This window comes from Acetobacter lovaniensis (assembly GCF_014207635.1).
GTDB classification, from domain to species: Bacteria; Pseudomonadota; Alphaproteobacteria; order Acetobacterales; family Acetobacteraceae; genus Acetobacter; species Acetobacter lovaniensis.
Map to the genome: position 1 here is coordinate 24,656 of NZ_JACHIE010000007.1, position 25,836 is coordinate 50,491.

Consider the following 25,836-nt stretch of genomic DNA (forward strand, 5'->3'; position numbering starts at 1 on the left):
TGCACAGTCCCGCAGTTAACCTCTTGAAAAGACGAACAAAGTGCTCTGTCGTCACCTTCGGGGTTGAATTTCTGGTAGGCATTTTGGTTGAACATTATGGGAAGGTCAAGCCGGGCAAGGGGCCGCATTCGCGGTGTTGCGTAGTGTGGGAATACGGTATGACTACATGAAGGTATGAAGCGTAGCAGAAGGTAAAGAGCAGCATGTTGTATCTCACGCCATTGGAAAGGGCTCTTGACCGTTTGAAAGAAGGTTGGGTGCGGCATGAGGCTGAACCAACGGATGAGCAGTTACGCGATGGCCTGATACAACGCTTTGAGTTTACCTATGAACTTAGCCACAAAACCCTGAAACGGTTTTTGGAACAGAATTCCGCCTCACCAGAAGAATATGACCGGATGGGATTTCCAGACCTTATTCGCTCCGCCAATGAAGCTGGTCTCCTAAAAGGGTCTTGGGCTGAATGGAGTGTGTATCGGAAGATGCGCAATTTAACGAGCCATACCTATAACGAGATAACGGCACGGCAGGTTGTGGCGGGTATTCCTGATTTTATAGAAGAGGCTGCATTCTTGTTGCAGGTCTTAAAAGAACGCACCGCATGACATCTGCTTTGGCTCTTTCCTCAAAAGAGAAACTCACAGTCACAACTCTTCTCAAAGAGTTTGTGCCAGATAAAGAGGTTTGGGTGTTTGGTTCCAGAGCAAAAGGAACTGCCAAGCCATATTCAGATTTGGACCTTGTGATTATTGGCGAAGAGCCACTGCCTTTACTGGTGCGCGTCGGTTTGGAAGAGGCTTTTTCTTCATCTCTGCTGCCTTGGAAAGTCGATGTGCTGGACTGGGCAATAACCGATGACGTTTTTCGTGACCTGATTCAGAAAGACCATATTGTTATTCAAATACCCTTAGAAAATATTTGCTAAAGACGCGTTCACTGAGGGTTCCTTTTCTCTGACGTCCCTCGTTTAACAGTCTTCTGAAAATACCTTTTAAAGGTGAGCTGTTGAGAACTCATCAAGAGCTAAAAGGCCTTTTCCAGCACTAGAGCCTGCCACACAGTGAGGGCATCACATTCCCAGCCCGGTCACTTGCAGAAAAGTTGGTTACCTTAAAGCCAGCCGTGCAAACCAGCGGACACGTTGTGTCGCGATGGTTTGCAATCTGGTCAGGGGGAAGCGTTGCTTTCCCCCGTGAACCCCCTTTTCTGTGGTGAAGGAGTGCCTTGCCATGTCTGTCAGACAATCCCCAAAAACCCATGGCCGGTGCCATGATATGCGTATCCGCCTGTCCGATGCGGAACATGCTGTTTTAAAGCGTGCGGCATGTGCCGCTGGTGTCACCTGTTCGTCATGGCTGCGGTCTGTGATGCTGGCTGCTATTGCAACCAGAGGGCGACATGACGCCCTTGTTGTTGCCTTGCAGGAGGTGGCGCATCAGCTCTCGGCCATTGGCAATAACCTGAATCAGATAGCTCATGTTTTAAACGGGGGCCGGAGTGCCGATGTTGGACAAACCCTCCTGGCCGTCGATGACGCTACCGCTCATACTCGTGCTCTTTTGCGGGAGATACGGGCGTGATTATCAAGGCCTCCCGTATCACGGCAGAAAGCACGCACCGGCATCTGTTCCGCCACCTCATGCGGACGGACGAGAATGAAGAGGTCCGAATAGTGCAGGGTAGAGAGTTTGCCCTTGCCGAGGCGGTCAAAGATGCACGCCACGCTAAACGGCGGTATGGCTTGCGTCACGTTATTCTCAGCCCGGAACAGGCGACATCTCCTGAGACATTCCAGAAGATAGTGACACTCTACCAAAGTGAATTTGGGGCTGACCCACCTCTGATGATTGTAGAGCACCAGAAAAAGCGGGCTGATGGTCTAAGCTATGACAGGCACTGGCATGTGGTGTTTGCTGAAACCCTCGCTAACGGGCGCAGTCTGGACTCTCGCTTTATCCGTATCAGGAACGAAAAGGTGGCCCGATTTACGGAACTGGCCTTTGGTCACCCTCTGACATCAGGCAAGCATAATGATGCAGTCATCAGGGCGCTGGAAGCCTCTTCTAATCCCCATATGCAGCGGGCTGCCACAGACCTCAAGCAGGCTTTCTGGGGAGAAGGCCATACGCCACAGTCAACATTTACGGACAAGGCCCATCAGGTCACGAAGCGCAAAGCTGGGAAATCAGTGTTACCAGTCCTGCGAACGCACTTGCGCAAACGTTGGCAGGAAGAGGGAAGGGTCTTACTTTCTTTTATCGAACGGGTAGCTGAAGAGGGGTATCTTCTGCGAGAGGGAGAGAAGCCTGACGTCTGGTTGATTGGTCAAAATGGAGGCGCTCATCTTGCTTTGCATCGTGTGCTAGGGCTGAAGAAAAAAGAGCTCGTCGCCTTATTGTCGGATGCCAATAGGTCTGTTTCCTTATCTCCACCGCGTTTGACGGTACGGGAGATGAAGGCAGTCAAGCCTCGGCCCGTGGTTGTGCCTCCTGAATACGCACAGAGGCTTGAAGCGTTAATAAAACGTATTCGGCCAAGGTGGAAACGGTCTGAGTGTCGGGCGGAATTAATTGCCTTACCCTACCAAAACATGGTGCGACGACTGGAAAACAGCACGTTGGGAGAGATGCTGGAGCGGCTGCTGGCAGCCCTTATTGCCCGAATGCTGAGGGCACTCTTTGGGTTGTCCATAGAGGTGCCTCCCATAACAGCAGTCGAAGCGAGAGGGCGGATTTCAAAGGCGTGCGCGGAGGTAGCCTCTTTACGGCAGCAGGACGTGCAGGAGCATTTTGCATCACCAGAAGTGCAGGCAGCCTTGAAAGAACGCAGGCTTTTAAAGCAGTGCCTGGTGTCAGCCAATCCGGTAACGCGGCAGGCGATGCAGGAGGGTGCGTGGACGGAGGCAATGATGAGTCTAAGAGGCGAGCCGCGTGTGCCAGTTCACGCTGTGCTAAAAATGCAGCAGCAGAAGACGGTCTCGTATTTAGGTGGTCTGTAGGCTCTCTGGCCTTTCGGGGGCATGAACTGGTTTTGCTGTCAAACATCTTCATGGTTATGGTCGGCTAACGCCTCTTCTCGGTCGTAAAGAGAGTCGCTCAAGGTTTTGGTAAGCGGACATCCTGTGTCGGTGATGCAAGCCAGTCCGTGAGTTGCCGGACCATGGATCGCGCGACACGGCCCGCTCCCAGGAGGGTTGCGGATGCGGGACCGCACCAGAAGCCATACCCCAGCAGCCACAGGCGTGGCTCCCTGACGGCCTGCTGCCCGTTCACGTGGATCAGCCCGTCCGGCTCGATCACGTCGAGTGGTGCAAATGCAGAGAGCGCGGGACGGAAGCCTGTACACCAGATGATCGCGTCAATGGCTTCTTCCTGTCCGCCGGGCCAGACGACGCCCGTAGCCGTCATGCGCACGAACGGGCGCACCGCGTGGAAGACACCGCGCTCCCGGGCGGCCCGTACGGGCGGCACCATGACGATATCGCCAAAGCCTCCTGTCGGCATGGCGCCGGCGTTGCCCAGGACTCGTGCGGTCGCCCGTTCGAACAGAACCCGTCCATCCACATCGTCGGGCAGGAATACCGGATCCTGCAGCGTCACCCACGTTGCGTTCGCGAGCAGTGACACTTCCGCCAGGATCTGCGCCCCGGAGTTACCGCCACCGACCACGAGCACGCGCCGACCGGCAAAAGGTGCGGGGATCTGATAGTGCGCGGAATGGATCTGCGTCCCGCCGAAGAGGTCACGCCCCGCGACATCGGGAACAAAGGGGGCTGACCACGTACCGGTCGCCCCGATAACCGCACGGCCAAGAAGATCACCCGCGCTGGTTCTGACAGTCAGAAGTTTTCCGTTCGCGCGCTCCACACACTCGACCATGACCGGACGGCGGATCGGCGGCGCATAGCGCGCCTCGTAGCGGTGCAGATAGTCCAACACCTCGTCACGGGTCGGATAGCCGCCATCCGGCATGTCTGGCATCGGCCAGCCGGGCAGCGAACTGTAGGACGCGGGTGAAAACAGATGCAGGGAGTCCCAGCCATGCACCCATGCACCACCCGCCTGCGTCCCGTTATCAAGAATGACGTAACGCAGTCCGGTCCGTCGTAGAAAATACGACGCGGCGAGGGCCGCCTGACCGCCTCCCACGATCACAACATCGAACTGTTCCGCCATTGCCCGGCTCACAGACTTTCCGGGAGACGGAATTCCGCCTTGCGTTCGCTGTAGCGATCAACGAGGTAGTCGGCCCGGTCGCGCAGCAGCCATGTGAACTTCATCAGCTCCTCCATGACATCTACCATCCGGTCATAGAGGGGGGATGGCTTCATCCGGTCATCGTCACCGAACTGGGTATAGGCCATCGGCACGCTGGACTGATTGGGGACGGTGAACATCCGCATCCACCGGCCCAGCACCCGTAGGGCATTGACGGAATTGAAGCTCTGCGATCCGCCCGAAACCTGCATGACCGCCAGCGTGCGGCCTTGAGTCGGACGGATCGATCCTTCGGACAATGGCAGCCAGTCGATCTGGTTCTTGAACACGGCGGTAATGTTCCCGTGCCGTTCGGGGCTGCACCAGACTTGACCTTCCGACCAGATCGAGAGTTCCCGTAGTTCCTGCACTTTCGGATGGGTCGCGGACACAGAATCCGCTACCGGCAGGTCGGTCGGGTCAAACACCCGTGTCTCGGCCCCCAGCACCTTCAGGATGCGTTCCGCCTCAAGAACCAACAGATGGCTGAAGGATCGGGAACGTAAAGAGCCATAGAGCAGTAGGATACGCGGCGGATGGTCCACACGCGGTTGCGGTTCCAGCCGCGCGAGATCGACCTGTTCAAGATATTCGGGGTGGAGGGCTGGCAAGTCAGATTCGGTCATTATGGTCCATTCGTGCATTATGGGCGGCTGATCCAAGGCAGCCACAGAGCCAGCGCCCCGAGTGTCGCCAGCAGAACGGGCGGAGTGATTGCCAGTCCGACTTTCATGTACTGCCCCCATGTGACCCGATGGTTCTTGGATGCCAGCACATGCAGCCACAGCAGTGTGGCAAGACTGCCAATCGGCGTAAATTTTGGCCCGAGGTCGCAGCCGATGACGTTGGCATAGATCATCAGGTCGCGTGTCAGCGGCGTGATGTCGTGAGCCTGCTGGATCGCCAGTGCCCCGACCAGCACACTCGGCATATTGTTCATGATGGAGGACAGAGCAGCCGCCAGAAAGCCGGTGCCGATGGTGGCCGTGAATGTCCCTTGATGGCCCAGCCATACCAGTGCGGTTGCGAGGTAGTCGGTCAGCCCGGAATTGCGCAGGCCATAGACCACCAGATACATGCCCAGCGAGAAGATCACGATCTGCCATGGGGCACCCCGCAGCACCTTGCGAACAGGGATGACCCGGCCATATCCGGCGACGAGCAAGAGGATTCCGGCGGCCAGGCAGGCTACGACACAGACCGGGATATGAAACGGCGCGGTCAGGAAATAGGCCGCCAGAACCAGGGCCAGCAGCGGAAATGCCGCCCGAAATACATGATGGTCGCGAATGGCCAGGGCAGGTTCTGGTAGTTTGGTGACGGGATAGGTTGCAGGCACTTGCCGCCGGTACCACAGCCACAGGACGGTTAGCGTTGCACCAAGTGCTACCAGATCGACAGGGATCATGATTGCGGCATAGCGATCGAACGCAATGCCAAAGAAATTGGCACTGACGATGTTCACCAGATTGGAGATGACTAGCGGTAGACTGGTAGTATCTGCGACGAAGCCAGTCGCAATGATGAAAGCTAGGGCTGCGGTATGGCTCAGGCGGAGTTGAGTGAGGATGGCGATGACAATGGGCGTGAGCAGCAGGGCCGCGCCGTCATTGGCGAAAACCGCTGCAATGGCCGCTCCCAGCACCACGATCAGCGGGAATAGCGTCCGGCCTCGTCCTTTGCCCCAGCGCACGACGTGCAGGGCGGCCCAATGGAAGAACCCGGCCTCATCCAGCAATAGCGAGATGACGATCAGCGCGATAAAGGTGAAGGTCGCGTCCCAGACGATGTGCCAGACGACAGGAATGTCGTGCCAGTGGATCACTCCAGACGCCAGGGCCACGGCGGCACCTGCCATTGCGCTCCAGCCGATGCCCAGCCCCCGAGGCTGCCAGATGACAAAAACCAGCGTGACAACGAAAAGCAGAAGAGCCAGCATCAGGAGATCCGCTTTCCGGATTCATCGACGATCTTCTCGCCGTCCTCTTTGACGAAAGCGCCCCGCTGCGGGTTGGGCAGGATTTCCAGAGCCGCCTCGGACGGACGGCAGAGCGCAACACCGAGGGGGGTGACGACGATCGGCCGGTTCATCAGGATCGGGTGTGCGATCATGGCGTCGATCAGCGTATCGTCCGTCAGGGTCGGATTATCGAGGCCGAGCTCGTGAAAGGGCGTGCCCTTTTCCCGCAGGACCGAGCGCACCGGAAGCCCCATACGGGCGATCAGATCGACCAGTTCGGCCCGGCTCGGCGGCGTTTTCAGATATTCGATGATCCGGGGCTCCTCGCCGCTGTTGCGGATCAGTGCCAGCACGTTGCGCGACGTGCCGCAGGCCGGGTTGTGGTAGATCGTGATGGTCATGGGCAGGATTCCCGGGATGGGCAGCAGGAGGACAGGTTCGCGACCAGGGGCGCGCAGAGTTCGGGGCTGCCCGCACAGCAGTCTCTTACGAGGAAGAGCATCAGGTCGCGCAAGCGCGGAAGGCGCGCACGATAGACGATCAGCCGGCTGTAGCGCTGCGAGGTCAGCAGGCCGGCACGGGTCAGGGTGGCAAGATGGGCCGAGATCGTGTTCTGCGAGACATCGAGATGCCGCGCGACGTCTCCAGCGGGTAGTCCGTCCGGTTCGTGGCGCACCAGCAGGCGGAAGATCTCCATTCGCGTGGACTGCGACAGAGCGCTCAGGGCAGCGAGGGCAGATTCTGTATCCATAAATCGACGATCACGGATATATTAGATGAAGTCAACACTACCGAGGACATGCCTCGTTCAAAACCTGGAATACGGTGTCACACGCCGAACAGGCGGCCGATTCCGCCCGTGACGATCATCGCAACAATACCCCAGAACGTCACACGCAGTGCTGGCCGCAGAGGCGCCGCGCCGCCGGCAAGCGCGCCGACGACGCCCAAAATGGCGAGAACCACGACCGAGGTCAGGGACACGCCCCAGGATACCCACGCGACAGGGGTCAGAACAGCTGCCAGTACGGGCAGCAAGGCTCCGGACGAAAAGGCGGTTGCCGAGGCGAATGCCGCCTGTATGGGTCGTGCCGCCGTGGCTTCGGACAGACCCAGTTCATCCCTGGCATGAGCACCGAGCGCATCATGTTTCATAAGGGCGACGGCGACCTCGTGTGAGAGGTCTCCATCCAGTCCTCTTTTCTGATAGATCCCGGCCAGTTCGGCGACCTCCCCCTCCCAGTCCGTGGCCAGCTCCTGTTTTTCGCGGGCGATGTCAGCGTGTTCGGAATCGGCCTGGGAACTGACCGAGACATACTCGCCCGCCGCCATGGACAGGGCGCCCGCGACAAGCGCGGACAGTCCCGCGACGAGAATGCTGCCGCGTGTCGCATGAGAACTGGCAACGCCGACGATGAGGCTGCCGGTCGACAGCGTTCCGTCATTGGCGCCGAGAACAGCCGCACGCAGCCATCCCAGTTTCTCGACGGCATGACGTTCGGCCAAAGGATGGAGACGCGACATAAGATGACCTGCTGCTTCTGGTGAATACAAATAAAGGTTAAGATGCATCATTTGCCGCGACAACAGATATTTCATTCTGATATTGCGAGTTATTTTCAATATTATTTATGTTTTAGGAAAATCTGTTCTGTTCAGAATCCTGTCAGGTAAGCATGATACGGAAGTGGATTCAGGGTTCTTTTTTGCCGAGACGTATATGCCTTATTCAACGCCGGACATCACAGATAGCCTGCTGCGTTACGACAGGCCGACGATCATCCTTCACTGGATGACGGCCTTTCTGGTGCTGCTTCAGTTTGCTCTTGGCGAAACCTGGAATTGGCCAACAAAATCCGTCCATCATCTGATGGTGGTCGCGCATCTGACAGCCGGCATCCTGCTGACCGCAATTATGGTGTTCCGCATTGTCTGGCGTCTGACGAAAGGCCGGCATCTGTCGGACCTTCTCGTGCCTGTGGACCGGGTATTCGCCCTTGGAGCAGAGTACACGCTCTATGTGCTGCTTCTGGCGGAAATCTTGCTGGGCTATCTCTGGCGATGGGGTGCCGGGCAGACGATGAGTTTTTTCGGCCTCCTGATTCCATCCCCGTTCGCGCGGTTCCCGGCGGAAACCGTGACGTGGTTTCAGACGCTACATTACTGGAACGCCTGGTTGATTATGGGTCTTGCGACAGGCCATGGCGCGGCGGCGCTTTTTCATCAGTTTGTCCTGAAAGACAAAGTGCTTGGACGCATGCTGCCGCGGGGTTCCTCACTCAGTCAGTGATTGCGATCGGGAACCTATCTGATTTTCATGATTGGGCAGCATCGTGATGCTGGATTGCCAACAACGTCAGCTTTTTTCGGCTTCCGTTGTACAACAGATGTTCCGCTGTCCCCTCAAATCTGCCTGTCGGCTTCACCAATTAAGCAGACAGGCAGTGCTCACCTCAAGTCAGACGAGGTGGTAAGTCTTCTGTTGTATTCCTCGTGAGGCTTCCCAAATTCATAGGAACTGCGTCTTTTAAGAAGGATCTGTCATGACCAGCCTGTTTGAGCCGATTGAACTGGGAAGCATTTACGCCAAAAACAGAATTCTCATGGCGCCGCTGACACGCGGTCGGAGCACCCGTGATCATGTGCCCACCCCCATCATGGCCGAATATTACGCGCAACGGGCCGGAGCCGGTCTGATCATCTCAGAAGCGACCGGGATCAGCCGCGAAGGTCTTGGCTGGCCGTATGCGCCGGGCCTGTGGTCGCAGGAACAGGTGGAAGCCTGGAAGCCCATCACCGCCGCAGTTCACGCCAAGGGCGGAAAGATTGTGGCCCAGCTCTGGCATATGGGTCGGATGGTTCATTCCAGCGTGACGGGCCAGCAACCTGTGTCCTGCTCGGCGACAAAAGCGCCTGAAGCCCTCCATACTTACGATGGCAAGCAGGCTCCCGAAGTCGCCCGCCCTCTCACCAAGGAGGACATTGCCCGCATCCTGAACGACTACGAAAATGCTGCTCGCAATGCCCTTCAGGCAGGCTTTGACGGTGTGCAGATTCATGCCGCCAACGGTTATCTGATCGACGAATTTCTGCGGGACGGCACCAATCATCGTTCCGACGAATATGGCGGTTCGCCGGAAAACCGCATCCGCTTCCTGCGTGAAGTCACCGAACGCGTGATCGCAACGATTGGCGCGCACAAAACGTCAGTAAGGCTGTCCCCCAATGGCGATACGGTGGGCTGCATCGACAGTCATCCAGAGCAGGTTTTTGTGCCGGCCGCAAAGCTGCTGAATGACCTCGATATCGCTTTCCTTGAACTGCGCGAGCCCGGACCGAACGGCACGTTCGGCAAGACCGACCAGCCCAAGCTGCATGGTCCGATCCGCGAAGTCTTCAGGAAGCCGCTGGTTCTGAATCAGGACTACACACGGGAAGAAGCGATCGAGACAGTCGCTACCGGTGTTGCGGACGCCATTTCGTTTGGTCGGCCTTTCCTCGCCAATCCGGACCTCGTGCGTCGTCTGGAAGACAATCTGCCCCAGAACAAGGACGATATCCGCACCTGGTACTCGCAGGGTGCAGAAGGCTATACGGATTATCCGCTTGCTCGCTGATACCCTATTTTTCCCGCAAGTTCCTTCCAATGGAAGGAACTTGCATTTGAACTATAGAAAATATTTAGCCGCCGACGTGATACTTGTCGTGAAGTAGGCGAAATCACCTGAATAGCTCTACTCCCTGCCATGAATGTGAACACTGCGAAAGGCTGTTTTCGGTAACTCCATCCCGATAGCCGACTGTCTGTTTCCCCCCCCCATATCTGCCGCATCAGCGTGTGAGGAGCAGTTCTGCCATATTGTCTAGCCGTACCTTATGTCGCTCCCAGTCGGGCATAACGCGTTCAAGGAGTGCCCAGAAGGCAGGGCTATGGTTGCGTTCTTTGAGGTGGCACAGTTCATGCAAAAGCACATAGTCAATGCAGTCTCTTGGCGCTTTGACCAGATGGGGGTTGAGTGTAATGGTGCCGCCCGGTGAACAATTACCCCATTGGGTTTGCATAATCTGAAGCTTGAGGGCCGGGGCCTGTGTAACCCACAATGTGGAGGGCAGTAAGGCTTGCAGCCGTGCCTGAAACACCTGTTGTGCCCGCTTAAAATACCAAAGCTCTAATAGCTTTTGAATACGTAAGGGGTGGCGCTCCTGTACGCAAACGTCTAGCCGCCCACGCAGCATACGCACGGTTTCTGGGGTGTTAGGCTGATGGTGCACTTTAAGTAGATGCCGCCGCCCGAGATAGAAATGGCTCTCGCCACTCACATAAGCGCGTGGTGTGGCCTGTTCCTGCACAGCACGGAAGTCACGCAGTTTTTGCCATATCCAGCGGGTTTTCTGGTGTAACGCCTGCTCTAGAGCAGTGTCAGAGGTTCCCTCAGGTACAAAAGCCTGCACGCTCAGGTCTGGGTAGACTTTAAGGCGTAGTGTTGAGCCAAGGCGGGGGCGTGGCAACAACTCCACACGGATAGTGTCTCCCCCATAGGTTAAAATGCGCTCTGCCATGCTCAGCCGCGTAAGGTATCAGCAGGGCCTGCCCGCATAATCTGAATAACCTGTGTGGTAATTTCGGTAATTTTATCCAGACCAAATCCTATTTTTTGCCCAACAGGAAAAAGAAGGGAGATGAGCGCCAGTGTAACAGTTTTTTCCATGTCCGGACGGCTCAGAGAGTTTTCCCGCACGGCTTTGCTGACAATGCTGTCAATTTGAAAGGCCAGATCAATCCAGCTTTGCTGCTCTTCTTCTGTTTGTTTATGGTTAAAAATTGCTGCAAAGGTTTTGAGGAACACCCCATAGTAAGCCTGTGCATGGCGGTGGCCTTCAAAAATTGCCGGAATAGTATCGAGTTTGCGTTCTGTAACCTGTTCCTCAAACTCCTTAAACAGCATGAGTTGCTTTAAAGGGTGGTCAAACAGGCTTTCTGCTTCTTCAATAACCTTGCGCAGCAGGGCGGAGAAGGCCTCTTTGGCATAGGGGTCATCCTGCATCTCATGGTCAATAACCTTTGTAATGCGGGTGCGAATAAGGTCTGTCTCGTTACGGGTTTTTTCTTCTGTCCAGTTTTCTGGTTTTTCGTCTTCTAGTTTTTGGCCCATTTTGCCAACAGCATACAGGCCGCCAGACTCATGCACTTTTACGCCTGCCACATGCCGGTCGAGCAGTTTTTTAACCTGTTCGGCATAGTGGTCAAAGTCTACGGTCTCACCTGTATCTTGCAGCACCATCTGGCGCAGGCTGGTGAGTTGCTTCAGCGTCTCCTTGTAGGTGGCGCGGTCCTTTTCCGTAAAGCTGGTGTCTTCAAAAAACGCCACGGATTGCAGCGCCACTTTCAGGCAGGCGGCAAACTTCGTCAGCGCCTCATAGAAATCATCCCGGCGCTTGAGGTTCACGTCCACCATCTGGCCGTGTTCCTCCACCATGCGGGGCATGAGCACGGCACGCAGCTGCTGGAGGTCACTCCTGTTCTTCACGCCCTCAAAAATGGCCCAGAGCGCTTTGTGCAGGGCGGGGAGTTCGCGGTATTCCGTGCTCATCTGGCTATACAGCCCGGCAATGTCCTTCGGGTCATACCCGCCGACATTCTCGGCCGCCAGTTCGTCGTATTTGGCCAGTGTGGTGTCCAGTTCCGCCAGAATGCCGCGATAGTCGATCAGCAGCCCGTGCTTCTTCTGGTCATGTAGCCGGTTCACCCGCGCAATGGCCTGAAGCAGATTGTGCTGCTTGAGCGGCTTGTCGATATACAGCACCGCGTTCTTCGGCTCATCAAACCCGGTCAGCAGCTTGTCGACCACGATGATCAGCCTGAGATCCGGGTCATTCTCGAAGCGCTCGATGACGCCGCGCGTGTAGTCATCCTCGCTCTGGCTGCCGACATTCTCCTTCCACCAGGCCTGGATCTCGGGCTGCCTGCGTTCATCCACTTCCGTATGGCCTTCGCGCGTATCGGGCGGGCTCATGACGATGGCGCTTTCGAACAGCCCGACCTCGTCCAGATACTGCTTGTAGCGGATGGCGGAGAGCTTGCTGTCACAGGCCAGCATGCCCTTGAGGCCGCTGTCGATGTTGCTGTCGAAATGCGTTGCCAGATCCATGGCGATCAGCCGGATGCGGTCATCCGCCTTGTAAACCTGATTGGCGCGGGCGAAGCGCTTCTTGAGGTCCGTGACCTGCTCCTCGGTCAGCCCCTGTGTGATACGCTCGAACCACGCATCAATGGCCCGGTCATTCACGTCCAGATCGGGCTTGCGCTCTTCATAGAGCAGGGGCGTCACCGTCCCGTCCGCGACGGCCTGCTGCATGGTGTAGGAGTGGATGATCTTGCCAAAACGGTTGGTGGTCTCACTCCCTTTGAGCAGCGGTGTGCCGGTAAAGGCGATGAAGGCGGCGTTGGGCAGGGCGTGCTTCATGCGGGCATGGTTTTCACCGCCCTGACTGCGATGGCCTTCATCTACCAGCACGATAATGTCCGCGCTGTCGTTATGGCATTCGGGCAGGGTGGTGGCGGTGTGGAATTTGTTGATGAGCGAGAAGATGATGCGTTCCTGGCCGTGCCCGATCTGCTGCGCCAGACGGCGGCCTGAGGTGGCCAGCGCCTCTTCCTTGTCCTTCTTGTCCGCCAGTTCACCTCCTGTGGAGAAGGTGGTGCTCAACTGGCGTTCCAGATCCTTGCGGTCTGTCACGACAATAATGCGACATTGCTTGAGATCATCATCCAGAATGAGGGCGCGGCTGAGGAACACCATGGTGAAGGACTTGCCCGACCCCGTGGTGTGCCAGACCACGCCGCCCTCACGCCCGCCATCGCTGCGGCGGGACTTGATGCGTTCCAGCAGGCGCTTGATGCCAAAGACCTGCTGATAGCGGGCGACGATCTTGCCTGCCTTGCGGTCGACCAGCGTGAAGAACCGCGCCATGTCCAGCAGGCGATCGGGCGAGAGCAGGCCGATCAGCAGCCGGTCCTGATCCGTGACATGCAGCGGGCGGGAGGCCCAGTCCTCGAACCATATCCGGGCCGGGGGCTTTCGATCGGCAAACAGCGCGTCTTTTTGCGCACCCGAAAGCGGCGTGTTCTTGAGCGTCTCCATCCGGCTTTCAGGAATGTCCTCTTCCTTCCAGCTTGCCCAGAATTTTTTGGGTGTGCCGCAGGTGCCATAGCGCCCGTCATGCCCGGTGATGGACAGCAGCAGCTGGCTGTAGGCAAAAAGCTGGGGGATTTCATCTTTGTTCTGATTGCGGATGCTCTGGGAAATTCCGGCGTCCACGGTCGGGCCTTTGCCCGGCTGGCCATCAGGACGCTTGGCCTCGATCACCGCCAGCGGTATGCCGTTGACGAAACACACGATATCCGGCCTGCGCGTCTGTGTCAGATCCGTGCGGAGGACGCTGAATTCTTCGGTAAAGGTAAAGCTGTTATTTTCCGGGTTCTGCCAGTCGATGAGGGCGATGGTCGGGTTGGCCTTGCGGCCGTTAATGAACTCGGTAATGGCAATGCCGAACAGCAGATGCGTGGTCATCTTGTCATTGGCATCGCGCAGGCCGGAGACGAAATCCGGATGCGTGACGTGGGAGACCAGCGCATCAATGCCCTGATCGGACAGGGCGTGTTCCTGTCCTTCAAACGTAAAGCGGCGTTTTTTCAGTTCCGCCCGCAGGAGAGAGTCCAGCACCACGGCGTCCTGTTTGCCGCCCCGCAACGCCAGCGCCTCGGATGGCGGCAGAAACCGCCAGCCGAGGGTGCTGAGCAGGGCCAATGCTGGTAGTTTGGCGCTGTATTCTTCCTGAAACTTCGGGACGGAAACCATGTTTTCAAATATCCTGTTTCTGAAATACCTTAATCGACCGTCACGCGGCGCTTGCCCGTGAGAAGTTGCTGCATCAGGGCTTTCTTCTCCTGACGCAGGCGCAAAAGGTCGGATTCAAGGGCGGTGATTTCTTCGTCTGCTGAGCTCAGGACAGCAGCTATGGCTTTCTGTTCATTCGTATCTATTGGATGATGTATCAGAAGTGATTCCAGAGATTTTTTTTGAATATTGGGAAGTCCTGATCCAACCCTAAGTCTCATGATTGTGGGCTGTGAAAATTTTAGAGTTTGATAAAGAAATTCGATGAATATCTTGGGTTGTTCTACAGAATAACAATGTCCGCCGCACCAAAATTTTTCTTTTTGGTAATCAACATATCCACACGAATTTCCTCCTTCGCTGATAGTGATCGTACCTGCTGGGCGATTGGCCTCATTCGTATATCCTGATGGAGTAATCCCGCCGTTAATTACTGGAAATGTTCCATCACTCACACAGTCAAGACGATTGAGCTGTGAACCTTTGGTGAGTTGCGCAGTTTTCTTGAAAGGTAACGTCTCCCACTCCCCCGTGAACCCCGGGAGGCGCTTTTTGCCTGTGAGGAGTTGCTGCATGAGGGCTTTTTTCTGCTGCTGGCTGTTGGCCAGAAGCTCCTCCGTCCCCTCAATCGCACGATCCCACGTCGAGAGGATCGCCGCGATCTTCTTCTGTTCGGGGAGAGGGGGAAGGAGGATGTTTGAACTTTTGATGGTTTTTAAAGATAAATTTCGTATTGTTGTGCCTGTTAACTCTGACAGAAAGTAGTTTTGTAGATGTGACGATCTTAGGGAGTGAAGAATAAAAATAAGATCTATGCTCTTCTTTATATTAAGGTAGCAGGCGCTTTTACCAAGAACAACACGCTCATTGTTATATAAACATGTATTTCCAATTGTGCCGTTTATAGACATAAGAATGGTATTTGATCCAATGTCTTTTTTGTATTTTTCATAATCACGCTGAGAAACCTTTTTTGTATTTTCAAAAAAGTTCAGGCCATCAGTTTGTATATTATTGCCGTTTACAAAGAAAACGTCAGAATTTTCATCGTAATTAGGTGTTGTATGTATACCATCGCTGATCTTCTCGCATAGATCACCAAGTCTTTCTTCTTTCCACCCCTCAGGAAGCATAACCCAGCTCCTTCAGATAAGCGTCCATCTGGGCTTCCAGCTTTGACAGTTCCGCCTTGATCTCCGCCCGTTCCTTGCGCACGGCGTTCAGGTCAATCTCCTCTTCTTCCTCAAATGTATCGACATAACGCGGAATGTTCAGGTTGTAGTTGTTCTCCCTGATCTCGTCCGGCGTGGCGAGGTGGGCGTATTTGTCCACGTCCTTGCGGGCGCGGTAGGTGTCCACAATCTTCGTGATGTTCTCTTCGGTCAGTACGTTCTGGTTCTTGCCCGCCTTGAACTCGCGGCTGGCGTCAATGAACAGCACGTCCTTCGTCTTGCGGTCCTTGCGGAAGATCAGGATGGCGGCCGGAATGCCCGTGCCAAAGAACAGCTTTTCCGGCAGGCCGATCACCGCATCCAGCAGGTTTTCCTCAATCAGCTTCTGGCGGATTTTGCCTTCCGAACTGCCCCGGAACAGCACGCCATGCGGCACCACAACACCCATGCGGCCCGTGCGATCCTTCAGCGTGGCAATCATGTGCAGGATAAAGGCGTAATCACCCTTGGTCTTGGGCGGCACGCCCCGGGCAAAGCGGTGATGCACGTCCTGCTCAGCCTCGTCATGCCCCCATTTGTCGAGGCTGAAGGGCGGGTTGGCTGTCACCACATCAAAGCGCATCAGGTGGTTCTTGTCATCCAGCAGCTTGGGGTTGCGGATGGTGTCGCCCCATTCAATGCGATGATTGTCCTCACCATGCAGGAACATGTTCATCTTGGCAAACGACCATGTGGAGCCAATGGCTTCCTGCCCATACAGGGCGTAGTCCTTGCTGCCGTTATGGTTTTGCGTCACCTGCTTGCCGCACTTCATGAGCAGGGAGGCCGAACCACAGGCCGGGTCACAAATGCTCTCACCCGGCTGAGGGCTTAGAATACGGGCCAGCAGTTCACTCACTTCCGGCGGGGTGTAGAACTCGCCCGCCTTCTGTCCGCCACTGGCGGCAAAGTTCTTGATCAGGAATTCATAGCCGTTGCCAATCACATCCAGATTGCCAACGCGTGAGGGGCGCAGGTTCAGGTCAGGCTTGGCAAAATCTTCCAGCAGATGCCGCAGAATGGTGTTTTTCTGCTTTTCATCACCCAGCTTGTCAGAATTGAAGCTGATGTCCTGGAAGACGCTCTTGCCTGCGTCCTTCAGCTTGGTGCCATTGGCCTCTTCAATGGCGTGCAGCGCCTTGTCAATCCGCTCGCCATTGCCGGGGGCATTGCGTTCTTTATAGAGGGTATAGAAATCAGCACCTTTTGGCAGAACAAAGCGTTCCTGCTGAAGCATGGCTTCAATCAGGTCCGGATTGTCCCCATATTCCTTTTTGTAAGCATCATAATGGTCCTGCCACACATCGGAGATGTATTTCAGGAACAGCAGGGTCAGCACGTAATCGCGGTAGGTGTCAGGGCTGACGGTGCCACGAAAGGTATCGCACGCGCTCCATAGGGTTCTGTTAACGGTATCTTGTGAAATTTTTTCGGTCATCACTGTTGTCCTGCTTTCAAATCAGCGTGCCAGAAGGTCTCTGGCTAGTCCGGTCATAATGTGTTGATTGCTTTGGCGAAGGCGCATCAGAAGGGTTTCTTCTTGGTGCATGGCTAACGCCACGCCCGCAAGCTTCTGCTGTTCGGCAAGGGGGGGTAACGCAAGGGGCGTTGTTTCCAGCACTGTGCGGGCAATGTTACGCACAAGGGTAGAACTCTGGGCATTTTGCTCTAGGTGGCGCTGTACGGGGTCTTGGTTCAGCCACCATGCCAAATAAGCGGGCAACAGGCTGGCTTTCTTGGTGCGCAGCAGAAAGAAATGGGGGGCAGCAACGGCCTTAAGGGTGCCAATCTGCTCATCAATTAAAACAGCACGAGACACGTTGCCACGGGCCGGAAAGAGAACATCCCCCGTTTGCAACCAGTCTGGTTCACGCCGCCCCGGCACGGTAGTGCGCACGCAAGAGGCCCAGTTGACCCCATCGGGCGCAGTATCGCGCATTTGCACAACTAGTGTCTCAGCACCCGCAACAGGCTCAATCCGCCCTCTAAAGGGGTGGCCTGCTATGATTGTTACCTGCGCTGAGAGGGGTAGTTTTTTCACACCATTGTCTTTCATGTGGTGTAGATGCTCTCATAAACGGGTGTCGTCAACAGATTTTTTCCGCTCCACTTCCTTTGGTGCGGTTTGAGGGGGCAATTCCTTCATGTTGCTCTTTGTGGCTGGGTTAAGCTTATTCAGGCAGCGGAATATGAAAGGTGGGATAGTTCAGAGCCTCTACGACCTGTTGCAGGTTCTGTACAGCAATGCCGCTTGTGTAGGTTGTGGTACCCTGAGACCGATGGCTGGCTTCATGGCCCAGCAAGGTATCAATCCAGAGTTCTCTGATATTGCCACCTTGGTTTCGCAGTTTGGTCGAAACTGTATGCCGGAAAGAATGGAAGGTGACACTTTCTGGCAGGCCAAGGCGTTTCTTGAATTTTGAAAAGGCTTGGGCAAAGTCCGTTCCGCGGCCTCGGGCGGAGGAGTTCAGGTCTGGGAACAGGTAATGTTCTCCCTCCTGCACAAGGTCGAGCACACCCCATTGCAAAAGATGGCTATGGATAGGGATAAGCCGTGTTCCAGCTACTGTTTTGGGTGACCAGTTATCCTCCGGGTGAGGGCGGACATGGAAGCAGCGAATGCCATTGACGGTCACAATATCCTGCGTGCGCAGGTTGCAGAGTTCCCCAAGGCGCATGCCGGTATACAGGGCGATGGTAATCATCCCGACATAACTGCGTAAGGATGTTGTGGTGCTTGTCCAGCGTGCTGTGGAAAGCTGGGCCAGTTCGAGGTCTGTCCAGTCCCGACGGTCAATCTTCTGGGTGACATCATAGCTCCACCCGGCCCAGGGATTACGGGTCACGATTTCGCGTTGTACCAGGTGCCCCCAGAGGGCGGAGAGGCGTGAGAAATGGTTTTTGACCGTCTTACCGCTGAGGGTTTCCAGCTCTTGCTCCTTGGCGCGCACAATTGCGTCATGAATGCCAGGAGAGTTCTTATGTTTGCCATGCGTAGAGGGCAGGGCGAAGAGCATATCCCGGAACTCCCCAGCCACCCCGCCGGTAATCTGGTCAACAGGCTTGTCGCCAAAGGCTTCTACAAAAAGACCGATGGTCTTGCCGGTATCGCGAATAATGCCGGGGCTTTTGGTTTTATCACGGTAAATGAACTGCTCAGCCATTTCCGTGATGGTCGGCGCTGTCGTCTTCTTAGCGTTGGGTGTGGCTTTGTTGGGAGCTGTGCGGGCGGAGGGCTCCGCCTGCACAGGCATGAAGGCGGCCTCCGTTTCCTGCGCTGAGTTTTTGATAGACACCACGATGCTGCTCAGGTTGGCAATCTGCTCGCGCAGCATGGTTTTTTCTGTGGCGTTGCGTAGATAGTCCTTGGAGGCCGTGGCGTGCAGTTTTTTGAAGCCTGCCATCAGCCTGTCTATGCCGTCATTGGATATCTTAATAAACTCTTGCAGTTGCTTCAGGCTGTGCGCCTTGTCGAGGTAGAACCTTGCCTTTTCATAAGTGCGTTCGAGTCTCACTTTCTTTTCTTCAATAGCAATCATACGGTCTGTATCGCGTATGAGGTCCTCATAGTGGGCAAGAAGCTTTCTCAGTTCTTCTGGAGAGGCGTCTTCGTACATGGCTTTGGCTTTACTAAAGAACAGTCCTGTTCTGGCATAAAGCCCGGCTGCGCGTTCGCGTGCAACCCGTTTGCTGTTGGTCTGGAGAGAGAGCGAGATTTCTGTGCGGCCCAGCAGGGGGCGAAGGGTGTGGGGAATGGCACGGCGGAAGTGGTAGTGTGAGCCAAGCAGACGGAGCATGTCGGTTCCCATTATGGGAAGGTGAACGGGACACGGTCCTTTTGTCCTGCCAAGCAGGTACTTTATTCAATATTTTCAATAGGTTAGTGGTGCGAACTGCGGGACTCGAACCCGCACGCCCATACGGGCTGGAGATTTTAAGTCTCCTGCGTCTACCATTCCGCCAAGTTCGCATATGCTTTGTATGGCCTATGCGGCTGTTCTTTAGCATGCTTCAGCTATTGCGCAAATCTTCGGTTTATCTAGCTTGCAAAAGGAGTGGTCCTTTCTGTCGGAGCCATGTTTCAGCTTGTGTTTTATGTGGTGTGATTCTGTTCACGCATTGCCAGAAGAGTGGACCGTGGTTCATGTGCAGGAGGTGGCTCAGTTCATGGGCAATCAGGTAGTGCCGTACCAGTTCCGGGGCCATGATTACGCGCCAGGATAGCATGATCCGCCCTGTTGATGAGCAACTTCCCCAGCGGCTGGATGTGTCTCGGATGTCCACCCGGGTCGGGCGCAGGCCTGTGTAATGGGCCATTGCCTGCACTTCTCTTTTCAATACGGTCGCGGCATGGCTGCGGAGAAAATCGGTCACGCGCCTGTTAATGAACGCTACATCTCCACTGACCATAAGGTGGTCGTTTTCCAGCCATGCGCCCCCCAGTTGTTCTGGGGAGTGGACAATCCGGTATGGCTTTCCTTCAATCAGAATTATGTTATTGGCTGAAAAGAACGGTGCTTTTTCCAGTTTCTTTAAACGCTCACTAATCCATGCATGATTTTTCTGGACAAATGAAAGTGCCTGGGCGGAGGTGCAGCCTTGCGGGATGGTCACAACAAGCTGTTGCTCGTGCGGCGCAATGCGCAGGGTTAGGTGCCTTGCCCGTAAGGAGTGTTTCCAGATGACCTGTAAAGGCTCCTGAGCAGAAATGTTAATTTCCGTCGGGAGTTGCTGCAGGCTCTGCTGGCCAGTCAACAATGTAATCCTCCAGTGCTCCTGCGCGTCTTTCGCTAATGCAGCGTCCGGCGGCGGATGCGCCGGAGGTGATAACCGTGCTGGGGTCGCCTGTGATCAGTGGGTGCCATGCGGGCAGGTCGTGTCCGTCAGACAGTCGCTTGTAAGCACAGTCTGGAGGGAGCCAGTCCAGATCAGGGATCATGGCGGGGGTTAAGGTCACGCAATCCTGCACTTTACGGTGGCGGTTGGGATAGTCCGTGCACTGGCATGTTTTTACGTCCAGAAGTCTGCAGGCGACAGATGTATAATGAAGTTCTTCCGTGTCATCATCACGAAGTTTGTGCAGGCAGCACCGACCACAGCCATCGCATAGAGACTCCCATTGTTCGGTTGTCATGTCCACAAGGGGAGTCGTTTTCCAGAAGGGGGCAGAGGGTGAGGATGTCATTGTACGATGCTAAAGAAAATTGAGAGAAAAAGACTAGCACAGGCAGAATTTTTCAGGAGTGGCCACCAGAAAAGACGGAGCCTTGCTTGCCTGTCTGCGCCGAGTTCCCGTGCTGTTGCAGACCAGTCCCTCTGCAGGGTTCTGATGGGCAGGGATAACGGAAACAAAAGCAGGGGAAGAAGACAAATCCCCTGCAAGAATGGTGTGGTTTGTGCGGATAGCAAAAAGGGCAGCATTACGGACAGGCCGACACAAGGAAGCAGGAGAAAAAGCGTGGTGGCATAAAGCCATTGCTCAATACGCAGGACAATACTCAGCCCCAAGAGCAGGGCTGTAACCACCAGACCTGTTATTACGATCAGCACGCCGTGGAAGCATGCTGCGTGTACATCAGCAAGACCCCAGTAATATGGAATCATGCGTGGTGCATCCATTGCTGGAAGCGCTCATCCAGTGCCCCCAGATTGGCTTCCCAGAAGGTGTCATCTACCGTAATGGCGGGTGGAATATGCTCAAGGTGTGGGGCAAGGGCGTTCAGTTCCGTTAGGGAGGGGAGGGAGGGCCAGGCATTGGCAAATGCCTGTTGTTGTGCCGCCTGTTCCAGCCAGGATACAAAAGCCAGAGCAGCGGGGTTGCGTGCTGCTGATGTCAGCACACCCCAGCCATATTGGACCAGAAAGCGCTGTTGCCAGTGCAGGCCAAAACGCTGGCGATCTGGCTCGGATGAACCTAGAATTTCCCCTGTGGGAACGCATCCCATAAGAGCGCCTCCCGAAGTCAGGATATGTCCGGCCTCTTCTGGTGTGGACCACCAGGCAATATAGGGCCTAACCTGTTCAAGTTTGAGAAAAGCGCGGTCAACCCCTTTGGGTGTGGCCAGAACAGTGTAGAGCGCATTGGCCGGTACGCCATCGGCCAGCAGGGCGATTTCCAGCGTCAGGCGTGGGTCACGGCGGAGGCTGCGGCGACCGGGGTGGCGCGCAACATCCCACAAATCGGGCCAGCCGGGTTCTGTGTCAAACCGGGCGCGGTCCCATGCCATGGCGTAATCTATGGCGGCGGAAGGCTGGCCACAATTACTCAGGGAACTATCCGTCTGGTGGCGTGACAGAAGCTTGAGGTTGCAGCCGATGCGCAGGCTGCTGCTTTCCATCATGGCCGCTGCCAGAGGGTGGTGTGTCTGTTTTATAACGTGTTCCAGATCGTTGATCTGTCCATTCCATCCGTGCGGGATAATGGTCTGGTGGGTGAGCTGCTCGTAAGGTTTGAAGAGGATTTTGCTCTGTATCCCGGCAATTTTTCCTGAAAAGGTCAGAATATGCAGGTGTTTTGCGGCGCTGGTCGGTGCGGTGGGGCGTCGGGTCATGGCAGAGGCGGGGACTAGCGGAGCCAGACAGCCCAGCCCGGCCAGCAATGCGCGACGGCGCGATAAGACGCTAGGAGAAGGAACCTGCCCCTGTTCCTGGGAGGAGACTGCCTGCCTGTCGGATGTGTTCAGGAAAGGGAGAGAGAACAGGGTAAACCTCATGCGTCGTTAGTGTTGGCCAGTTTTGGCAGCCTAAATCTAGCTGGTTTTTTTATCCATCGGAAAGGCTGTTGCGTTCCGTGTTTGCCAGGCCAGCAGGGCGGGGCGGCCTGCGCTTAGCTCGCGCGGTGTATGCACGGGGGGGCGGTTAACGGTTATTTCCGTTCCGTCCCGCAGGCGCATGCGCAGGATAATGGTGTGGCCAAGATGGTGGGCGGAGACAAGAGTGCAGGGCAGGTCGCCTGCTTCGGCACTGTTATCAGCCTCCATCTGTCGTGGAAAGAGAACGGAAAGCCGGTCGGGTAGAATACAGATGCTCGCCAGATCATGCTCTGCCAGATCCCCATCGGCCATTGCCTCGACTGTTTCGCCTGATGGTAGCCGGAGCTCGGCCACATCATCTTCAAGGCGCAAAACCTTGCCGGTCAGGATGTTGGCGTCTCCCAATGCCAGCGCCACGGCAGGCGTGGCAGGGCGGTTGAGCAGGGTGGGCGCATCCGCCACCTGTAGCAAATGCCCCTGGTCAAGCACACCAATGGTGTTGGCGGCCATGAAGGCCTCGGTCCGGTCCGAGGTGAGGAACAGGGATGTCAGGCCAATGGCCTGGCGGAGTCGTTCCAGAAACGCCAGAGAGCGTTTTGCGGCCTGCGCGGGCATACCCTTCAAAGGCTGGTTGAGTACGAGCAGATCGGGAGAGGTAATCAGCGCGCGCGCCAGTGCCACGCGAAAAACCTGCTCGGTGGAAAGTGCAGGGGGAAAGCACGAGCGCACTGCATCCAGCCCTGTCAGGGCCAGAACCTCGTCACGCCTGCGGCTGATCTCGGCGGGGGAGAGCAGGCCCGTGGCGCGGAGGGGAAACAGGATGTTGTCGCTCACACTCAGATGGTCAAACAGAGGTGCATGCCCCCCTACCGTAGCGATCCCACGGTGTCCTTGCGACCGATGGCTGACATCCACCCCGTGTAGACATACCTGCCCCGATGCCGGGCGACGTCCCGCCAGAGCCTCGGTCAGTGCGTTCAGGTCATCTGTGGCGGAGCCGATTCCCAGCAGGGCCATGCAGCAGCCGGAACTCAGGCGTAAGGCAAAGGGGGAGGCTTTGGGCAGGACAGTAAAATCCGTAAGCGCCAAAGCCGGGAGTGAGCCATGCGCTGGCGGCATGCAACTATGTCCTTTTTTATGGGTTATATAAGGTGTTGTAATTTAAAACGGTAAAGTCAACGAGGTTTGTTTCATGTCATCAGATAAAATCAAAGACGTTAAGCTGGCTGGCGAGGCCGCAGCCGAAACCGCGCGTGAAGAACTGGAGGCCGTTAAAGCCCATATCGAGCGTCTGGTTACACAACATATTGTTCCCGCACTGGGTCGCGCAGGCGGCAAAGCGGGTGATCTGACAGAACAGGCAGTTGCCAATGCCCGCGAACTGGCGGATCATACGCGGAACGATCTTGCAAAGCGTACAGGCAGTCGTTCGTCCTGGTTGTCCATTGCCATTTCCGGCGTGGTAGGGTTTATCATCGGGCGCATGTCTCGCTGACGTTTTGCGCGTCATCTGAACGAAGGTAGCTCCAGAGCCCATGCGCATCTTTGATCTTGGTAAATCCGCCCTATCTGCCCAGTCTTCCCTGATGCAGCAGATGGCCATCCGTTACGGTCGTCAGGCCGCTTTTTTGATCATGGCTGCGGTGTTTGGCCTTTTTGCCCTGATCACGGGGCATGGTCTGCTCTGGATTCTTCTTGTGTTTGTTGGCCACTTCGGGCCGGTTGGCGCATCCTTTACCGTTTTCGGGCTGGATGTGCTGGCCGCCCTTGTGTGCGTTCTGTTTGGCCGCCGCTCCTACCTGACAACGGAGGAAGTGGAAGCCCGGATCATGCGTGACCGCTGCATGACCCAGATGCGCGACTCCGTAACCATGGCTGCGGTTACGGCCACCGTTGCCACCGCCGTTGGCCGCGGTGGCACCCGCAAGGTGTGGGATATTGTGCGCGGTAAAAAGGACTGAATCTGTCCAGTCTAGGTTAAGCCATAGGTTCCATTCCAAATTTGCATTGGCGCGCTGGATTGTTTCTGTAAATGATGGCGTCAGTCTTTTGTGAGTGTGCAAATTTTTTGCATACTCGCTAGTGTGAGCAGTGAATGGAACTTGAGCATAATCCTGTTGTGGACAACGAGACCCGCCGGTCCTTTGGTTACCGGCTGGCTCGACTTGCGTCCATGTGGCGGCGGGAAATTGATGCCGATCTGCGGGTATTCGGCCTGACAGACGCCACGTGGCGGCCCATTTATTATCTCAATTTTTCATCCTCATCCATGCGTCAGACCGATCTGGCCCGTTCCCTGTCACTTGAGGCCCCTTCACTGGTGCGGCTTCTGGATGTGCTGGAAAAACGTGGCTACGTCGTGCGTGAGACGGATGAGGAAGACAGACGTTCCAAGCTTGTCAGCATTACGTCCGAGGGCAGGCAGGTGGCGGCTCTGGTCAGTCGTGTGGCGGATCAGGTTACCGCCCGGCTTATGGCGGGTGTGTCCGACCCGGAGCTGGAACAGTGCTGTGGCATTCTGGACCGGGTAGAGCAGGCGGCTCAGGCCCATAAAGAGAGTGCCGATGCTGAAAAAAGGGACGCACGGTAATGCTGGTGTCCAGGACGGTGTCATGCTGACGGAATTTAATCTCTTTGGCGTCTTCATGGCGCCTATTGTTGTGTATGCGCTGGCAGCACTCCCACTGACCATGTGTATCCGGTTTGCGTTGTGGTGGAGTGGCCTTTTAGGCTGGTTCTGGCACATCGCACTGTTTGAAGTTTCGCTTTACGTCTGCATTCTCTGTCTGCTGATCCTCTACGTCTGACCTGAAAAGGCTTTTGAGTCTCTGCAATGCCCCTTCTGCGCACCCTGATACGAGTTGTTCTGACCCTGGCGGTCGTCTCTCTTGCGATTGTTCTGGGGATCACTCTCTGGAACGTCTACATGATCGCCCCCTGGACCCGTGACGGGCGCGTGCGTGTTTACGTGGTCGATGTGGCTCCCGAAGTCTCTGGCACCGTGGTGCAGATTCCGGTGGTGGATAACCAGTTTGTCCACAAGGGCGATCCGCTCTTTGTGCTTGATCCGGTCCGCTTCCGTCTGGCTATCCGCGAGGCGCAGGCCCGGCTGGATGGCGCATTGGAAGACCTGAAGCTCAAACGCAATGACGCCAAGCGCCGTATGGGCCTGGGTGGCATTGTGTCGGCCGAAGAGCAGGAAGTGTTCAACTCCAACGTGGCAACCCAGATTGCCGCGGTTGATGCCGCCCGCGCCGCGCTGGACGTGGCCAAACTGAACCTGCAGCGCTCGGTTCTGTATTCCCCCGTCAATGGTTATGTGACCAACCTGAACCTGCGGGTGGGCGATTACGCAGCCGCCAGTCAGGCGCGTATGGCGGTGATCGACGCCGACTCCTACTGGGTTTACGGGTATTTTGAAGAAACCAAGATGTGGGGCGTGCATGTGGGTGATGTCGCCCGCGTCAAGCTCATGGGGTACAAGCCAATCCTCGCCGGGCATGTTGTCAGCATTGCGCGTGGTATTAACGATACCAACGGCACGCCGGACAAGCTGGGCCTGCAGGATGTGAACCCGATCTTTACATGGGTGCGTCTGGCCCAGCGTATTCCGGTGCGTATCCATCTTGACCATGTGCCTGATAGCGTCACCCTCGCAGCAGGTATGACAGCCACGGTCAGTGTGGGGCCGGAGCCAACCGGGCGCAGGGGTACGTTGACCACCTGGCTGCAAGATCATCTCTGAGCGTGGGCCAAGGA

Annotated in this window: 28 protein-coding genes and 1 tRNA gene; 11 read left to right on the plus strand and 18 right to left on the minus strand. The window is 56.0% G+C overall.

The annotated features are described in order from the left end of the window. The first annotated feature begins 203 nt into the window (after positions 1-203). The 4 genes from HNR55_RS09010 to HNR55_RS09025 all read left to right on the plus strand — a co-directional run bounded on the left by HNR55_RS09010 (position 204) and on the right by HNR55_RS09025 (position 2,998). Positions 204-605: a nucleotidyltransferase substrate binding protein gene (locus HNR55_RS09010; RefSeq protein ID WP_166114679.1), complete on the plus strand. Its 402-nt coding sequence runs from the start codon at positions 204-206 to the stop codon at positions 603-605. Then, positions 602-925 carry a nucleotidyltransferase family protein gene (locus tag HNR55_RS09015; protein ID WP_166114676.1) on the plus strand — a complete coding sequence of 108 codons (324 nt, stop codon included), beginning with the start codon at positions 602-604 and terminating at the stop codon, positions 923-925. Before HNR55_RS09010 ends, HNR55_RS09015 begins: the two co-directional genes overlap by 4 nt. A gap of 304 nt (positions 926-1,229) precedes the next feature. After that, positions 1,230-1,580, plus strand: a complete 351-nt coding sequence (locus HNR55_RS16960; RefSeq protein ID WP_242005535.1) for a plasmid mobilization protein — start codon at positions 1,230-1,232, stop codon at positions 1,578-1,580. Beyond that, positions 1,577-2,998 (plus strand): hypothetical protein, encoded by a 1,422-nt coding sequence (locus HNR55_RS09025; protein WP_166114673.1) that lies wholly within the window; start codon positions 1,577-1,579, stop codon positions 2,996-2,998. Before HNR55_RS16960 ends, HNR55_RS09025 begins: the two co-directional genes overlap by 4 nt. A 97-nt stretch (positions 2,999-3,095) precedes the next feature. Here HNR55_RS09025 and HNR55_RS09030 read toward each other — a convergent pair whose 3' ends face one another. From HNR55_RS09030 to HNR55_RS09055, 6 genes are all read right to left on the minus strand, one after another. Next, entirely contained in the window at positions 3,096-4,175 is a 1,080-nt protein-coding gene (locus HNR55_RS09030; protein WP_166114670.1) for an ArsO family NAD(P)H-dependent flavin-containing monooxygenase, read from the minus strand. Positions 4,176-4,183: 8 nt separating this feature from the next. Next, entirely contained in the window at positions 4,184-4,882 is a 699-nt protein-coding gene (gene arsH / locus HNR55_RS09035) for an arsenical resistance protein ArsH (RefSeq protein ID WP_166114667.1), read from the minus strand. Between the two features lie 17 nt (positions 4,883-4,899). Then, positions 4,900-6,195 (minus strand): arsenic transporter, encoded by a 1,296-nt coding sequence (locus tag HNR55_RS09040; protein WP_166114664.1) that lies wholly within the window; start codon positions 6,193-6,195, stop codon positions 4,900-4,902. After that, complete coding sequence (arsC, locus tag HNR55_RS09045) at positions 6,195-6,617, minus strand: arsenate reductase (glutaredoxin) (protein ID WP_010510570.1); 423 nt, start codon at positions 6,615-6,617, stop codon at positions 6,195-6,197. The genes HNR55_RS09040 and arsC overlap by 1 nt, the downstream gene beginning before the upstream one ends. Further along, complete coding sequence (locus tag HNR55_RS09050; protein ID WP_166114661.1) at positions 6,614-6,967, minus strand: ArsR/SmtB family transcription factor; 354 nt, start codon at positions 6,965-6,967, stop codon at positions 6,614-6,616. The genes arsC and HNR55_RS09050 overlap by 4 nt, the downstream gene beginning before the upstream one ends. A 77-nt stretch (positions 6,968-7,044) precedes the next feature. Beyond that, on the minus strand, positions 7,045-7,740 hold the full coding sequence (locus HNR55_RS09055) for a VIT1/CCC1 transporter family protein (RefSeq protein WP_166114794.1): 696 nt from the start codon (positions 7,738-7,740) through the stop codon (positions 7,045-7,047). A 196-nt stretch (positions 7,741-7,936) separates the two neighbouring features. Between HNR55_RS09055 and HNR55_RS09060 the strand changes: the two genes are divergently transcribed. Together HNR55_RS09060 and HNR55_RS09065 are read left to right on the plus strand one after the other, a co-directional pair. Continuing rightward, a complete protein-coding gene (locus HNR55_RS09060; RefSeq protein WP_166114790.1) occupies positions 7,937-8,506 on the plus strand; it encodes a cytochrome b in 570 nt (189 codons plus the stop codon). 253 nt (positions 8,507-8,759) lie between these two features. Beyond that, complete coding sequence (locus tag HNR55_RS09065) at positions 8,760-9,833, plus strand: alkene reductase (protein WP_035367737.1); 1,074 nt, start codon at positions 8,760-8,762, stop codon at positions 9,831-9,833. A gap of 214 nt (positions 9,834-10,047) precedes the next feature. Here the strand turns inward: HNR55_RS09065 and HNR55_RS09070 are convergent, their stop codons facing one another. The 12 genes from HNR55_RS09070 to HNR55_RS09125 form a co-directional block, all read right to left on the minus strand. Beyond that, entirely contained in the window at positions 10,048-10,776 is a 729-nt protein-coding gene (locus tag HNR55_RS09070) for a M48 family metallopeptidase (protein ID WP_166114658.1), read from the minus strand. Positions 10,777-10,778: 2 nt separating this feature from the next. Further along, the gene (locus HNR55_RS09075) at positions 10,779-14,075 is read right to left on the minus strand and encodes a type I restriction endonuclease subunit R (RefSeq protein ID WP_166114655.1); all 3,297 of its coding nucleotides are present in this window, start codon (positions 14,073-14,075) and stop codon (positions 10,779-10,781) included. Between the two features lie 29 nt (positions 14,076-14,104). Further along, positions 14,105-15,247, minus strand: coding sequence for a restriction endonuclease subunit S (locus HNR55_RS16730; protein ID WP_194300241.1), 1,143 nt, complete (start codon positions 15,245-15,247; stop codon positions 14,105-14,107). Next, positions 15,237-16,763, minus strand: coding sequence for a type I restriction-modification system subunit M (locus tag HNR55_RS09085; RefSeq protein ID WP_166114652.1), 1,527 nt, complete (start codon positions 16,761-16,763; stop codon positions 15,237-15,239). Before HNR55_RS09085 ends, HNR55_RS16730 begins: the two co-directional genes overlap by 11 nt. 21 nt (positions 16,764-16,784) lie before the next feature. Continuing rightward, complete coding sequence (locus HNR55_RS09090) at positions 16,785-17,381, minus strand: restriction endonuclease subunit S domain-containing protein (RefSeq protein ID WP_166114650.1); 597 nt, start codon at positions 17,379-17,381, stop codon at positions 16,785-16,787. A gap of 115 nt (positions 17,382-17,496) precedes the next feature. Continuing rightward, complete coding sequence (locus HNR55_RS09095) at positions 17,497-19,122, minus strand: tyrosine-type recombinase/integrase (RefSeq protein WP_242005534.1); 1,626 nt, start codon at positions 19,120-19,122, stop codon at positions 17,497-17,499. An 87-nt stretch (positions 19,123-19,209) separates the two neighbouring features. Then, a tRNA-Leu gene (locus HNR55_RS09100) sits at positions 19,210-19,295 on the minus strand. A gap of 65 nt (positions 19,296-19,360) precedes the next feature. Beyond that, complete coding sequence (locus HNR55_RS09105; protein ID WP_253545471.1) at positions 19,361-20,080, minus strand: M48 family metallopeptidase; 720 nt, start codon at positions 20,078-20,080, stop codon at positions 19,361-19,363. Next, positions 20,037-20,510, minus strand: a complete 474-nt coding sequence (locus tag HNR55_RS09110; protein ID WP_166114644.1) for a YcgN family cysteine cluster protein — start codon at positions 20,508-20,510, stop codon at positions 20,037-20,039. The genes HNR55_RS09105 and HNR55_RS09110 overlap by 44 nt, the downstream gene beginning before the upstream one ends. Beyond that, on the minus strand, positions 20,507-20,929 hold the full coding sequence (locus HNR55_RS09115) for a spermidine/putrescine ABC transporter permease (protein WP_166114641.1): 423 nt from the start codon (positions 20,927-20,929) through the stop codon (positions 20,507-20,509). The genes HNR55_RS09110 and HNR55_RS09115 overlap by 4 nt, the downstream gene beginning before the upstream one ends. Continuing rightward, positions 20,926-22,038 carry an extracellular solute-binding protein gene (locus HNR55_RS09120; protein WP_166114638.1) on the minus strand — a complete coding sequence of 371 codons (1,113 nt, stop codon included), beginning with the start codon at positions 22,036-22,038 and terminating at the stop codon, positions 20,926-20,928. Before HNR55_RS09120 ends, HNR55_RS09115 begins: the two co-directional genes overlap by 4 nt. Before the next feature lie 36 nt (positions 22,039-22,074). Further along, complete coding sequence (locus HNR55_RS09125) at positions 22,075-23,196, minus strand: ABC transporter ATP-binding protein (protein ID WP_166114635.1); 1,122 nt, start codon at positions 23,194-23,196, stop codon at positions 22,075-22,077. A 73-nt stretch (positions 23,197-23,269) separates the two neighbouring features. On the opposite strand from HNR55_RS09125, the gene HNR55_RS09130 reads away from it, so the two are divergent. The 5 genes from HNR55_RS09130 (at position 23,270) to HNR55_RS09150 (ending at position 25,822) form a co-directional block, all read left to right on the plus strand. Then, positions 23,270-23,572: a hypothetical protein gene (locus tag HNR55_RS09130; RefSeq protein WP_166114633.1), complete on the plus strand. Its 303-nt coding sequence runs from the start codon at positions 23,270-23,272 to the stop codon at positions 23,570-23,572. A 40-nt stretch (positions 23,573-23,612) separates the two neighbouring features. Further along, positions 23,613-24,038 (plus strand): phage holin family protein, encoded by a 426-nt coding sequence (locus HNR55_RS09135; RefSeq protein WP_166114630.1) that lies wholly within the window; start codon positions 23,613-23,615, stop codon positions 24,036-24,038. A gap of 134 nt (positions 24,039-24,172) precedes the next feature. Next, positions 24,173-24,667 (plus strand): MarR family winged helix-turn-helix transcriptional regulator, encoded by a 495-nt coding sequence (locus HNR55_RS09140; protein ID WP_166114627.1) that lies wholly within the window; start codon positions 24,173-24,175, stop codon positions 24,665-24,667. Between the two features lie 22 nt (positions 24,668-24,689). After that, a complete protein-coding gene (locus HNR55_RS09145; RefSeq protein ID WP_025827705.1) occupies positions 24,690-24,884 on the plus strand; it encodes a DUF1656 domain-containing protein in 195 nt (64 codons plus the stop codon). 26 nt (positions 24,885-24,910) lie between these two features. Next, complete coding sequence (locus tag HNR55_RS09150) at positions 24,911-25,822, plus strand: efflux RND transporter periplasmic adaptor subunit (protein WP_166114624.1); 912 nt, start codon at positions 24,911-24,913, stop codon at positions 25,820-25,822. Positions 25,823-25,836: the final 14 nt, after the last annotated feature.